We start from the raw sequence: 12,626 nt of genomic DNA on the forward strand, positions 1-12,626 counted from the left end.
GTCCTCGGGGCGGGCCCCGCCCCCCCCCCCCCCCCCAAACCCGGGGGTCTGCGGCCAAGTGCCGGCCCCCACAGTGCACTCTGACCCCGGTTTTGCCGGTTTGCAGCGTCTGCCGGCCGGTCAGCGCCGCGGGCGCAGCAGCACCAGCACCGCGCCGGTGCCGCCCTGGGCGCCGGGCGCGCTGTGGAACGCGAGCACATCGCCGCGCTGGCGCAGCAGGCGATCGACCAGGTTCTTGATGACCGGCGCGTCGGGCGAGGAGTTCATGCCCTTGCCGTGCACGATGCGCACGCAACCCACGCCGGCATCGATCGCGTCGCGCAGGAACAGCCGCAGCAGCGCGGTCGCCTGGGCGGCATCGGCATGGTGCAGATCGAGTTCTTCCTGGGCCGCGTACTCGCCGCGGCCGAGCCGGCGCAGCACCCGGGCGGGAACATCGTCGCGACGGTACTGCATCGCATCGCCGCCCTGCAGCAGCGGGCCGTCGAGCAACTGCCGGAACTCGCTGCGCGCCTCCTCGTCGTCGCGCTCGGCCATGCGCGTGGCCGGGCGCGGGCGGGGCGCCTGCGGCGGCGGCGGGGCGCTGGGCAGTTCGCGTACCGCGCCAATGGCGGCGCGGAACAGCGCGGCATCGTCGTCGTCGGGCGCGTCGTGATTGCGGCTCATGGCATCAGCGTAGCGCGGACGCCGGTCGTGCGCAGGATCGCGCATCCGCGCAAGCTGGGGCGCGTGGGACGCATCCGCTATCATGTCCGCTTCGCCAACCGCAGGGGGCTTTCGGAAACGTTCATGCGCGTACTGGTCAGCAACGACGATGGCGTCGACGCACCGGGCATCCGGATCCTCGCCCAGGGGCTGCGCGATGCAGGACACGAGGTGCTGATCGTTGCCCCCGATCGCGACCGCTCCGGGGCCAGCAACTCGCTCACGCTCGACCTGCCGTTGCGCGTGGTGCAGCTCGATGAGACGACCTGGCGGGTCCATGGCACGCCGACCGACTGTGTGCATGTGGCGATGACCGGCCTGCTCGAGCGCGAACCCGACATCGTCGTGTCGGGCATCAACAACACCGCCAATCTCGGCGATGATGTGATCTATTCGGGCACCGTCGCTGCGGCGATGGAGGGGCGCTTCTGCGGCTTGCCCGCGGTCGCGATGTCGTTGGTCACGGCCAATCACGACGGCCGCCATTACCAAACCGCCGCGCGCGCGGCGGTCGAGATCGTCGCCCGGCTCAAGGCCGATCCGCTGCCGGCCGACACGATCCTCAACGTCAACGTGCCCGATGTCGCCTGGGACGCGCTCGCCGGCTTCGAGGTCACGCGGCTGGGCAATCGCCACCGTGCCGAAGGCTGCACGCCGATCGTCGACCCGCGCGGGCGGACATTCTGGTGGATCGGCGCTGCCGGCCCCGAACAGGACGCCGGCCCCGGCACCGATTTCCACGCCGTGCGCACGCGGCATATCTCGATCAGCCCGATCCATGTCGATCTCACCCGATACCAGGCGCTCGAGCATGTCGCCAGCTGGGTCGGCGGACTGGAGGCCGGGCTCCGGGCGACGCAGGCATGATGGCGCGCTTGCGGCTGCAACCCGAGGCGTTGGGCGTGGGCATGACCTCGCAGCGCGTGCGCGACCGCCTGATCGAGCGACTGCGCGATGGCGCGCATCCGGGCGGCGGAATTTCCGATGAGCGCGTGCTCAACGCGATCCGTACCGTGCCCCGGCACCTGTTCGTCGATGAGGCGCTGGCGACCCGCGCCTACGAGGACACCGCGCTGCCGATCGGCCATGGCCAGACAATCTCCCAGCCCTGGGTGGTCGCGCGCATGACCGAGGCGCTGCTGGCCAACGGCATGCCGCGCAAGGTGCTCGAAGTGGGCACCGGCTCGGGCTACCAGGCGACGATCCTCGCCGCGCTGGGCATCGAGGTGCACACGGTCGAACGCATCGGCGAGCTGCTGCGCGTGGCGCGCAAGCGCTTCCGCTCGCTCGGCCTCAACGTTCGCAGCAAGCACGACGACGGCCGCATCGGCTGGCCGGAGAACGGCCCGTTCGACGGCATCGTGGTCACTGCTGCAGGCCCTGCGCTGGTCGATGCGCTGACCGCGCAGCTCGCCGACGGCGGCACGCTGGTCGCGCCGGTCGGCGCGGCGGGTGCGCAGCGGCTGTTGGTGCTGCACAAGCAGGCCGACGGTCGACTCGTGCAGCAGGATGTGGCAGCGGTGGCGTTCGTGCCGTTGCTTTCGGGGTATATCGACTGATGCGCCTGTTCGAAGCGCTCTACGAGCGCGTGCTGTCCTGGTCCCGGCATCGTCATGCGCCGCGTTACCTCACTGCGATGAGCGCGGCCGAATCGGTGGTGTTCCCGATCCCGCCCGACGTGATGCTCGCGCCGATGGCGCTGGCCCAGCCCCGGAATTGGTGGCGTTACGCGTTGCTGTGCACCCTCGGGTCGGTGATCGGTGGCCTCTTGGGCTACGTCATCGGTCACTACGCGCTCGATCTGGTCTGGCCATGGATCGTGCGCATGGGCTGGCAGCCTGCTTTCGAGCAGGTGCAGGCGCTGTTCCTGCGGCACGGTTTCGTCTTCGTTTTCCTCGCCGCCTTCACGCCGATTCCGTACAAGGTGTTCACGATCGCGTCGGGTTCGCTCGGTGTCGGGCTGTTACCGTTCATCGCCGGCTCGTTGGTCGGGCGCGGCGCGCGGTTCTTCCTTGTGGCCGGACTGATGGCCTGGGGCGGCCCGCGCGTGGAGCCGATCCTGCGGCGCTACATCGAGTGGCTGGGCTGGCTGATGGTCGGCCTGGTCGCGGTCGGACTGGTCTGGATGGAGTTTCGCCGATGAGGATCGTGGTACTGGTGTTGACGGCCCTGTTGCTCGTCGGTTGCGGCAGCAGCCGGGTGGTCCGGGAGGGTGGGGCGACGCGCGTCTCGACGCCCAAGCCCGGTCAGAGCGTGGTGGTGCAGCGTGGCGACACGCTCTACCGCATCGCGTCGGGCAATGGCATCAGCGTGCTGGACCTGGCGACCTGGAACAGCATCCCGCCGCCGTACACCATCTATCCCGGCCAGCGGTTGCGTCTGTATCCGGGCGGGCGCGGCACGGCCACCGCGGCGTCGTCCGGAGGCGGACGGCAGCCGGTCCGGCCGACGCAGTCGGCGCCGCAGCCGCCCGCGCCACCGCCGGCACGCAGCCCGTTCCAATGGCAGTGGCCGACCGACGGGCAGTTGATCGCGCGCTATGTCGCCAACGAACCCACCAAGCAGGGCATCGATATCGCCGGCACCGGCGGGCAACCGGTCCGTGCGTCCGCCGACGGCGTGGTGGTGTATTCGGGTTCGGGCCTGGTTGGCTACGGCGAGCTGATCATCGTCAAGCACGATGAGCAATGGCTGTCGGCCTATGGCCACAACCGCACCCGCCGGGTCAACGAGGGCGAGCGCGTCCGTGCCGGCCAGCAGATCGCCGAGATGGGGCGCAGCGGCGCCGCGCGCGACATGCTGCATTTCGAGATTCGCTACAACGGCAAGCCGGTCGATCCGCTGTCGTACCTGCCGGCTCGGTGAGCCGGCGTATGTAAGGGGGCAGGCGTGAAGGCGTGAGGCGTCGATGTCAGCGGTGAGTCGCTGACGTCAATCAGCGATCACGACGCGCCGCCGTCCAACACGAACGCCGCCACCACCCGCCGGCCTTCGCCGGCCAGCACGTTGAACGTACGCGCCGCGGCCGCATTGGTCATCGCTTCCAGGCCGACGCCGCGCGACAGGCAGGCGGCCATTGTCGCCGCCGGCGGGAAGGCCTGCGTGGCGCCGGTCCCCAGCAGGATCACTTCCGGCTCGAGCGCCAGGACCGGGGCGAGGGCGTCGAGATCGAGCGTGCGCACCGAGGTGGCCGGCCAGTCCTCGACCAGCGCGCGCGGCGCGACGATGAAACTGCGGGTCAGCAGGCGATCGTTGACCCGCGCACTGGTGCCGTCGGCGCCGCGCAGGACGTAATCGAAATCGGGCGTTTCGAGGCTGAGCTGCATCGGCGCGAACCGGCTGCTCAGGCCCGCGGCAGCACGATCTGGCGGCGGTCGCGGCTCTGCCGGTAGAGCACGGCGACGTGGCCGATGCGCTGGACCAGCGCGCTGGCGGTGCGCTCGGCCAGTTCTGCGGTCATCGCGTCGCGGGCCTCGCGGTCGGCCGCCCCGACCTTCACTTTGATCAGTTCGTGATGCTCGAGCGCGGCATCGATCTCGGCGACCAGCGCATCGGTGATGCCCTTGCCGCCCACCTGCAGCATGGCCTTGATGCCATGGGCCTGGCCGCGCAGAAAACGGGTCTGGGCAGCGGTCAGGACGTTACTCATGGATGAACCGGTCGCAGGAATGAAAACGGCCCGCAGGATATCATGGCCGTTCGCGTCCTCCGTTCAGCCCGACGAGCCGGCAATGGCCTCCCGCAGCAAAAGCAGCCAGCGCTGGCTGAAGGAACACTTCTCCGACCCCTACGTGAAGAAAGCGCAGGCCGAGGGCCTGCGCTCGCGTGCGGCCTACAAGCTCGAGGAACTGGTCGAGCGCAGCCGGCTGCTGAAGCCAGGCATGGTGGTCGTCGACCTGGGAGCCGCGCCCGGTGGCTGGTCGCAGTGGGTCCGGCAGGCCTTGGGCGACAGCGGACGGGTGATCGCGCTCGACATCCTGGAGATGCCGTCGCTGGCCGGAGTCGAGTTCCTGCACGGCGATTTTCGTGAGGATTCGGTGCTGGCCGCGCTCGAGGCTGCGCTCGGCGGCCAGCAGGTGGACCTTGTGTTGTCGGACATGGCCCCCAACAAGAGCGGTATCGACGCTGTCGACCAGCCACGGGCGATGCACCTGGCCGAGCTGGCGATGGCGTTCGCCGACGACCACCTGCGCACCGGTGGCACCTTCCTCATCAAGCTGTTCCAAGGCACCGATTTCGACGCCTACGTGAAGGACCTGCGGCAGCGGTACGAGAAGCTCTCGATCCGCAAGCCGGCTGCTTCCCGGCAGCGCTCGCCGGAGGTCTACGCCCTGGCCCAGGGCAAGCGGCCGCGCTGAGCGGACGCCGCTCCGGGCCTCGGGACCATGAACGGCGGCACCACATGGCCGTAGTACCATCGGCCGGCGTGGCGACGGTTTTCTCGCTCCACCTAATGAAGAGTCGAACAATCACATGAACGATCTGGTCAAGAATCTGTTGCTCTGGGTGGTGGTCGCCATCGTGCTGATGGTGGTCTTCCAGAGCTTCAGCCCCCGCACCGGCGCCGCCGGCGGCCAGGACGTCCAGTACTCGCAGTTCATGGAGCAGGTCCGCCGCGATCAGATCGGTTCGGTGAAGATCGCCGAGGACGAGCGCACCATCACGTTCAAGACCAAGGGCGGGCAGACGGGCACGGTGATCGCACCGCGGCGCGACGACCGCATGATCGACGACCTGATGAACCACAACGTCGCGATCGACCAGGCACCGCCGTCGAGCGGCATCTCGCTGGGGTACATCCTGATCCAGCTGTTGCCGGTCGCGCTGATCATCGGCTTCTGGTTCTTCATGATGCGGCAGATGCAACAGGGCGGCGGCAAGGGCGCGATGTCCTTCGGCAAATCGCGCGCCAAGTTGCTGAGCGAGGAGCAGACCAAGGTCACCTTCGCCGACGTCGCCGGTTGCGACGAGGCCAAGGAGGAAGTGTCCGAACTCGTCGAGTTCCTGCGCGATCCGTCCAAGTTCCAGAAGCTCGGCGGCAAGATTCCGCGCGGCGTGCTGATGGTCGGCCCGCCGGGCACCGGCAAGACGCTGCTCGCCAAGGCGATCGCCGGCGAAGCCAAGGTGCCGTTCTTCTCGATCTCCGGTTCGGACTTCGTCGAGATGTTCGTCGGCGTCGGTGCCTCGCGCGTGCGCGACATGTTCGAGCAGGCCAAGAAGCAGGCGCCGTGCATCATCTTCATCGACGAGATCGACGCGGTCGGCCGCCATCGCGGCGCCGGCCTGGGGGGCGGTCACGACGAGCGCGAGCAGACCCTCAACCAGTTGCTGGTCGAGATGGACGGCTTCGAGGGCGGCGAGGGCGTGATCGTGGTCGCCGCGACCAACCGGCCCGACGTGCTCGACCCGGCGCTGCTGCGTCCGGGCCGCTTCGACCGCCAGGTCGTGGTGGGCCTGCCTGACGTCAAGGGCCGCGAGCAGATCCTCAAGGTCCACATGCGCAAGGTCCCGCTGGACGAGGACGTGCAGCCGCTGGTCGTGGCCCGCGGCACGCCGGGCTTCTCCGGCGCGGACCTGGCCAACCTGGTGAACGAGGCGGCGCTGTTCGCCGCGCGCGAGAACGCCAAGGAGGTCCGCATGGACCACTTCGATCGCGCGCGCGACAAGATCCTGATGGGCGCCGAGCGCCGCTCGATGGCAATGAGCGAGGACGAGAAGAAGCTCACCGCCTACCACGAGGCCGGCCACGCGATCGTCGGTCGCCTGGTGCCCGAGCACGACCCGGTCTACAAGGTCACGATCATCCCGCGCGGTCGCGCGCTGGGCGTGACCATGTACCTGCCCGAGGGCGACAAGTACTCGATGAACCGCGTGGCGATCGAGTCCCAGCTGTGCTCGCTCTACGGCGGGCGCGTGGCCGAGGAACTGATCTTCGGCGAGGACAAGGTCACCACCGGGGCCTCGAACGACATCGAACGCGCGACCAAGATTGCCCGCAACATGGTCACCAAGTGGGGCCTGTCGGACGTCATGGGGCCGATCGCCTACGGTGAAGAGGACGATGAGGTGTTCCTGGGCCGTTCGGTCACCCAGCACAAGAGCGTCTCCGACGACACCGCACGTAAGATCGACGAGGTGGTGCGCGAGATCCTGGATCGTGCCTATTCCCGCACCCGCGAGATCCTGACCGGCAACATCGACAAGCTGCACGCGATGTCCAAGCTGCTGCTCGAGTACGAAACGATCGACGTGCCGCAGATCGACGCGATCATGGAAGGCCGCGATCCGCCGCCGCCGATGGGCTGGGGCAAGGCCAACCCGCCCGGCGGTGGGAGCGACGACGGCGACACGGGCGGCAAGCGCCCGCTGCAGCCGATCGGCGGCGCTGCCGAGCAGGCCTGACGCAGGATGTGATGATCCGCAGAAAGGGATGCGTCCTGGGTGAGCGGTGATTGGACAGCGGCGCCGGAGACGGCGCCGTTGTCGTTTGCGCGTCCGTCAGGCGGCTGCCGGGCACGTCGCGCCGACTCACGATGCGCGCGCCGCGTATACGATGGGCCCGACAGCCGCCAGCCGCGGCGCCGTTTCGCGCTTGCGGTCCCCCCGCTCGAATGACCGATCACCATCACACGCCCATGTTCGACACCGCTCCCCAGCTCGATTGCAATGGCCGCGTCCTGCGGCTCGACCGCCCGCGGGTCATGGGCATCGTCAACGTCACGCCCGATTCGTTTTCCGACGGCGGCACGTACGCGACTGCCGAGGCCGCGATCGCGCACGGGCTGCGGCTGGCCGAGGCGGGCGCCCACGTGCTCGACGTCGGTGGCGAGTCGACCCGGCCCGGCGCCGATGACGTGCCGGTCGACGAGGAACTGCGGCGGGTGCTGCCGGTCGTCGAGGCGCTGGTCGCGCAGACCGGGCTGCCGGTCAGCATCGACACCTCCAAGCCCGAGGTCATGCGCGCCGCGGTCGCGGCCGGTGCGGGCCTGATCAACGATGTCTACGGGCTGCGCCGCGAGGGTGCACTCGAGACTGCCGCCGCGCTCGGCGTGCCGGTCGTGCTGATGCACATGCTCGGCGAGCCGCGCGGCATGCAGGATGCGCCCGAATACGACGACGTGGTCGCCGACGTGCACCGGTTCCTGGCCGAGCGCATGTTCGCTGCCGAGATGGCGGGCATCGAGCGCCGTCGGATCGTCGTCGACCCGGGCTTTGGCTTCGGCAAGACCACCGCGCACAATCTCGCGTTGCTGGCGCAGCTCGCGCGCCTGGGCGAGCTCGGCGTCCCGGTGCTGGCTGGCCTGTCGCGCAAGCGCAGCATCGGCGAGTTGACCGGGCGCGAGGTGGCGGCCGAGCGCGTCGCCGGTTCGGTCGCAGCCCACCTGATCGCCGCCCAGAACGGCGCTCGGCTGCTGCGCGTGCACGATGTGGCGGCCACCGTCGACGCGCTGCAGGTCTGGCGCGCGGTGGCGGCGGTGCCGCGTCCCCGCGCCGCGTCGGCGGCGCCGGCGATCCAGTGGCCCGACGATGCGTAGCGCGCGGCGCGCGCTCACGACCACGGGCGATCGCGGTTAAGCTTCCGTCCCTGTCGCCGCCGCCCGCGGCAGGGGAGCCCGCATGACTGTCACGCCGCTGTACGTCACATTCGCCGCCTATCTGTTGCTGATGGTCGGGATCGGCCTGTGGGCCTGGTACCGCACGCGGACCTTCGACGACTACATCCTCGGCGGCCGGTCGCTGGGCAGCTATGTGACTGCATTGTCGGCCGGCGCCTCCGACATGAGCGGCTGGTTGCTGATGGGCCTGCCGGGGGCGCTGTACCTGACCGGCGTCTCTGAGGCCTGGATCGCCATCGGGCTGACGATCGGCGCCTGGTTCAACTGGCGCTATGTTGCCGGGCCACTGAGGCTCTACACCGAGCGCACCCATAACGCGCTGACGTTGCCGGACTACTTCACCCATCGTTTCGACGACCGCCGGAAGCTGCTGCGCGTCCTTGCTGCGCTGGTGATTCTTGTGTTTTTCGCGGTCTACTGCGCCTCGGGCATCGTGGCGGGCGCGCGGCTATTCGAAAGTGTCTTCGGCATTCCTTATGCGCAGGCGCTCTGGTGGGGGGCGGCCGCGACGATTGTGTACACGCTGATCGGCGGCTTTCTGGCGGTGAGCTGGACCGATATGGTGCAGGCGACGCTGATGATCTTCGCCTTGTTGCTGGTGCCGACCATCGTCGTCGTCGCCAACGGGGGGATCGGGCCGAGTCTGGCATTGGTGGAGCAGGTCGATCCGACCCGGCTGGAATGGGTGGGCGCCGGAGGCCTGGTGGCCGTGGTGTCGGCGCTCGCCTGGGGCTTTGGCTACTTCGGTCAGCCCCACATCCTGGCTCGCTTCATGGCCGCCGAGAACGTGGCCACGATTCCCCGCGCGCGCCGCATCGCGATGACCTGGATGATCCTGTGTCTGGTGGGTGCGATATCGACCGGGTTCTTCGGAGTGGCGTATTTCTCGGCCAATCCCGGCCTGGCCGGCCCGGTCGATGACAATCCCGAGCGTGTGTTCATCGTTCTGGCCGAGTTGCTGTTCAATCCCTGGATCGCTGGCGTGCTGTTGTCGGCGATTCTGGCTGCGGTGATGAGTACGCTCTCGTGCCAATTGCTGGTGTGTTCGAGCGCGCTGACCGAAGATTTCTATCGCGGTTTCCTGCGGCCGGACGCAGGGCACCGCGAGCTGGTTTGGGTGGGCAGGCTCATGGTCGCGGCGATTGCATTGCTGGCAATCTGGATCGCACGCGATCCCGACAGCCGTGTGCTCGGATTGGTGGCCTACGCTTGGGCCGGCTTCGGCGCCGCGTTCGGGCCCGTCGTGCTCCTGTCGCTGTTCTGGCAGCGCATGACCCGCAATGGCGCGATCGCTGGCATGCTCGCCGGCGCATCGACCGTCGTGCTCTGGAAGCTGACGGGCAGCGCGCTCTACGAGATGGTGCCTGGCGTGATCGTCTCGACCGTGGCGATCGTCGTCTTCAGCGTGCTGGGCAGGGCGCCGCCGCAGCACGTCCAGGACACGCATGAGCAGGTGCGGATGGCGCTGAAGGAAAGCGGCTACTGAGCTGCTGGACGCGATCGCTGTGGTCGACCCGCCGGCTGGACGAGAAGAACGACATGAGAGATCGCGCATGACCGACGCGCGACCGCCCGCGATCGCGCTGATGGGCCCGACCGCGTCGGGCAAGTCCGCGCTGGCGCTGGCCCTGGCCGAGCGCTTCGGTGGGGAGATCGTCAGCGTCGATTCGGCGCTGGTCTACCGCGGCCTGGAGATCGGCGCGGCCAAGCCCGATGCCGCCGAGCGCGCCCGTGTCGCGCATCACATGCTCGACCTGCGCGATCCGTGGCAGACCTACTCGGCGGCCGAATTCGCCGACGATGGGCGCAGTGCGATCGACGCCATCCTCGCGCGTGGGCGGCTGCCGATCCTCGTCGGCGGTACCGGGCTGTACTTCGCCGCCCTGCTCGAAGGCCTGTCGCCGATGCCGGCGGCCGATCCGTCGGTGCGGGCGGAGATTGCCGCGCAAGCCGCCGCACTCGGCTGGCCGGCACTGCACGCCCAACTTGCGGCGGTCGACCCGGACGCCGCGGCGCGGATCGGCCCGGGCGATCCACAGCGTATCCAGCGGGCGCTCGAGGTGCATCGCCTGAGCGGCGTGCCGATCAGCGAATGGCAGCGCCGCCCGCCCGAGGCGCCGCCGCTGCCTGTGCGCGTGCTGCAACTGGCGATCGCGCCGCCCGAGCGCGCCGAATTGCATGCGCGGATCGCCGCACGCTTCGACGCGATGCTCGCGGCCGGCTTCCTCGACGAAGTGCGTGCACTGCGCGCCTTGCCGCAGTTGCGCGCGCATCCGGCGCCGCTGGAACTGCCGGCGATCCGTGCGGTCGGCTACCGCCAGGCCTGGGAGTACCTCGATGGGCTGGGCGATGCGGCATGGATGCGCGAGCGCGCGATCGCCGCGACCCGGCAACTGGCCAAGCGCCAGTTCACCTGGCTGCGCGGACGCAGTCAGGTGCGCTGGTTCGACCCGGCGCGCGAACGTGCCGCGCTCGATGCCGCCGTGGAACAGGCACTGGCTGCGCATCCCGGGGCGCCGGCAGTCGGCGGCTGAGCGTCTGGTTCGGCCGCGCGGGCCGCTCGAGACGAACCGTCCCGTACGCGTGAGGCGAGGGTTGTGTAACATCGGCGGGTCGCGTCGCGGGGAGTGGCGTCGACGGGCCAGCGCCCGACAACAATAACCAAGCTGGGGAACACGATGTCCAAGGGACAGTCCTTGCAGGATCCTTTCCTGAACGCACTGCGCCGTGAGCGCGTACCGGTCTCGATTTACCTCGTCAACGGCATCAAACTGCAGGGCACGATCGAGTCGTTCGACCAGTTCGTGGTGTTGCTGCGCAACACCGTGAGCCAGATGGTCTACAAGCATGCGATCTCGACCGTGGTGCCGGCGCGCAATGTGCGCATGGCGTCCGGTGGCGGTGTTGTCGAGTCTGCCAACGGGGCGGGCGATGATCCCGCCGAACAGCCCGAATGACCCCAGAGGCCTGACCCCGCTTGTTTGAACGCTCCCGCAAGGGTGAAAACGCGCTGCTGATCCAGCCCCACGCGCACGGCCCGGCCGACGAAGGCGTGCTCGAGGAATTTTCCGAGCTCGCACGGTCGGCCGGTGCCCATATCGCGATGGTGATCCCTGCGCGCATCGACCGCCCCAATGCCGCCACGCTGATCGGCAGCGGCAAGCTGGAGGAGGTCAAGGCCGCCGCCGAGGCCAGCGGCGCCGACCTGATCCTGGTCAATCACCGGCTCTCGCCTGGACAGGAGCGCAACCTCGAGCGTGCGCTCGAACGGCGCGTGGTCGACCGCACCGGGCTGATTCTCGACATCTTCGCCCAGCGCGCGCGCAGCCATGAAGGCAAGCTGCAGGTCGAGCTGGCGCAGCTGCGGCACATGGCCACGCGCCTGGTGCGCGGCTGGACCCACCTGGAGCGCCAGCGCGGTGGTTCGATCGGCCTGCGTGGGCCCGGCGAGACCCAGCTCGAGACCGACCGCCGCTTGCTGCAGAAGCGGGTCGAGCAGTTGCAGGCCAGGCTGGGCAAGGTCGAGGTGCAGCGCACGCAGATGCGCCGTGCACGCGTCCGCAGCGAACTGCCGCGCGTCGCCCTGGTCGGCTACACCAACGCCGGCAAGTCGACGCTGTTCAACACGCTCAGCGGCGCGGATGCCTACGCGGCCGACCAACTGTTCGCGACCCTGGACCCGACCGTGCGCCGGGTCGACCTGTCGGGCGGGGCGATCGTGCTCGCCGACACCGTCGGCTTCGTGCGCGACTTGCCGCACGAGCTGGTCGCCGCGTTCCGCTCCACGCTGAGCGAAGCGCGCGAGGCCGACCTGCTGCTGCATGTCATCGACGCCGCCGATCCATTGCGCAACGAGCGCATCGCCCAGGTCGACGCGGTGCTCGGCGAGATCGGCGCCGGTGAGCTGCCGCAGTTGCTGGTGTTCAACAAGATCGACCGTATCGAGGGCGCCGCGCCGCGCTACGACATGGATCCGGCCGCGCTCGCCGACGATGCGTTACGCGAGGCGGTGTGGATGTCCGCGCGCGATGGGCTCGGCCTGGATCTGTTGTCGCAGGCGCTGGCGCGTCGGCTGGGGATACGGCGGATCGTCGGCAGCTTGGCGCTGCCGCCCGAGGCCGGCCGGTTGCGCGCACGCCTGCATGCGCTCGAGGCGGTGCGCGAGGAAGCGGTCGAGGAGGCCGGCGGCTGGCGGCTTGAGATCGACCTGGCGCATGCCGACGCCGCGCGTCTGGCGGCACAGCCCGAAGGTGCTCCGTTGCGCGCGCTCTTGCCTGTCGACGACCCCGACACCATCTGATCCCT

Annotated in this window: 14 protein-coding genes; 11 read left to right on the forward strand and 3 right to left on the reverse strand. The window is 69.3% G+C overall.

The features are described from left to right. Positions 1–120 precede the first annotated feature (120 nt). Positions 121–666: a Smr/MutS family protein gene (locus ABE505_RS09500; RefSeq protein WP_346442177.1), complete on the reverse strand. Its 546-nt coding sequence runs from the start codon at positions 664–666 to the stop codon at positions 121–123. A 123-nt stretch (positions 667–789) separates the two neighbouring features. Here ABE505_RS09500 and surE point away from each other — a divergent pair, with 123 nt between their 5' ends. The 4 genes from surE to ABE505_RS09520 are packed head-to-tail and all read left to right on the forward strand — an operon-like array spanning position 790 to position 3,570. Next, positions 790–1,572, forward strand: coding sequence for a 5'/3'-nucleotidase SurE (gene surE, locus ABE505_RS09505; protein WP_346442176.1), 783 nt, complete (start codon positions 790–792; stop codon positions 1,570–1,572). Next, the gene (locus tag ABE505_RS09510) at positions 1,569–2,264 is read left to right on the forward strand and encodes a protein-L-isoaspartate(D-aspartate) O-methyltransferase (protein ID WP_346442175.1); all 696 of its coding nucleotides are present in this window, start codon (positions 1,569–1,571) and stop codon (positions 2,262–2,264) included. Before surE ends, ABE505_RS09510 begins: the two co-directional genes overlap by 4 nt. Continuing rightward, a complete protein-coding gene (locus ABE505_RS09515) occupies positions 2,264–2,848 on the forward strand; it encodes a YqaA family protein (protein WP_346442174.1) in 585 nt (194 codons plus the stop codon). The genes ABE505_RS09510 and ABE505_RS09515 overlap by 1 nt, the downstream gene beginning before the upstream one ends. Next, entirely contained in the window at positions 2,845–3,570 is a 726-nt protein-coding gene (locus tag ABE505_RS09520; RefSeq protein WP_346442173.1) for a peptidoglycan DD-metalloendopeptidase family protein, read from the forward strand. Before ABE505_RS09515 ends, ABE505_RS09520 begins: the two co-directional genes overlap by 4 nt. Before the next feature lie 77 nt (positions 3,571–3,647). Here the strand turns inward: ABE505_RS09520 and ABE505_RS09525 are convergent, their stop codons facing one another. Both ABE505_RS09525 and yhbY read right to left on the reverse strand, forming a co-directional pair. Beyond that, complete coding sequence (locus tag ABE505_RS09525) at positions 3,648–4,031, reverse strand: Mth938-like domain-containing protein (RefSeq protein WP_346442172.1); 384 nt, start codon at positions 4,029–4,031, stop codon at positions 3,648–3,650. 17 nt (positions 4,032–4,048) lie between these two features. Then, positions 4,049–4,354, reverse strand: coding sequence for a ribosome assembly RNA-binding protein YhbY (yhbY, locus tag ABE505_RS09530; RefSeq protein WP_346442171.1), 306 nt, complete (start codon positions 4,352–4,354; stop codon positions 4,049–4,051). 82 nt (positions 4,355–4,436) lie between these two features. Here yhbY and rlmE point away from each other — a divergent pair, with 82 nt between their 5' ends. From rlmE to hflX, 7 genes are all read left to right on the forward strand, one after another. Beyond that, positions 4,437–5,063, forward strand: coding sequence for a 23S rRNA (uridine(2552)-2'-O)-methyltransferase RlmE (rlmE, locus tag ABE505_RS09535; protein ID WP_346442240.1), 627 nt, complete (start codon positions 4,437–4,439; stop codon positions 5,061–5,063). A 115-nt stretch (positions 5,064–5,178) separates the two neighbouring features. Further along, complete coding sequence (gene ftsH / locus ABE505_RS09540) at positions 5,179–7,107, forward strand: ATP-dependent zinc metalloprotease FtsH (protein WP_346442170.1); 1,929 nt, start codon at positions 5,179–5,181, stop codon at positions 7,105–7,107. A 233-nt stretch (positions 7,108–7,340) separates the two neighbouring features. Beyond that, on the forward strand, positions 7,341–8,240 hold the full coding sequence (folP, locus tag ABE505_RS09545; RefSeq protein WP_346442169.1) for a dihydropteroate synthase: 900 nt from the start codon (positions 7,341–7,343) through the stop codon (positions 8,238–8,240). A gap of 82 nt (positions 8,241–8,322) precedes the next feature. Then, the gene (gene putP, locus ABE505_RS09550) at positions 8,323–9,807 is read left to right on the forward strand and encodes a sodium/proline symporter PutP (RefSeq protein ID WP_346442168.1); all 1,485 of its coding nucleotides are present in this window, start codon (positions 8,323–8,325) and stop codon (positions 9,805–9,807) included. 67 nt (positions 9,808–9,874) lie between these two features. Next, positions 9,875–10,855, forward strand: a complete 981-nt coding sequence (miaA, locus tag ABE505_RS09555; RefSeq protein WP_346442167.1) for a tRNA (adenosine(37)-N6)-dimethylallyltransferase MiaA — start codon at positions 9,875–9,877, stop codon at positions 10,853–10,855. A gap of 144 nt (positions 10,856–10,999) precedes the next feature. Next, complete coding sequence (gene hfq / locus ABE505_RS09560) at positions 11,000–11,278, forward strand: RNA chaperone Hfq (RefSeq protein ID WP_346442166.1); 279 nt, start codon at positions 11,000–11,002, stop codon at positions 11,276–11,278. 20 nt (positions 11,279–11,298) lie between these two features. Further along, positions 11,299–12,621 (forward strand): ribosome rescue GTPase HflX, encoded by a 1,323-nt coding sequence (gene hflX / locus ABE505_RS09565; RefSeq protein WP_346442165.1) that lies wholly within the window; start codon positions 11,299–11,301, stop codon positions 12,619–12,621. Positions 12,622–12,626 lie beyond the last annotated feature (5 nt).

The sequence above is a fragment of the Luteimonas sp. TWI382 genome (assembly GCF_039674545.1).
In the GTDB taxonomy this organism is placed as follows: Bacteria; Pseudomonadota; Gammaproteobacteria; order Xanthomonadales; family Xanthomonadaceae; genus Luteimonas.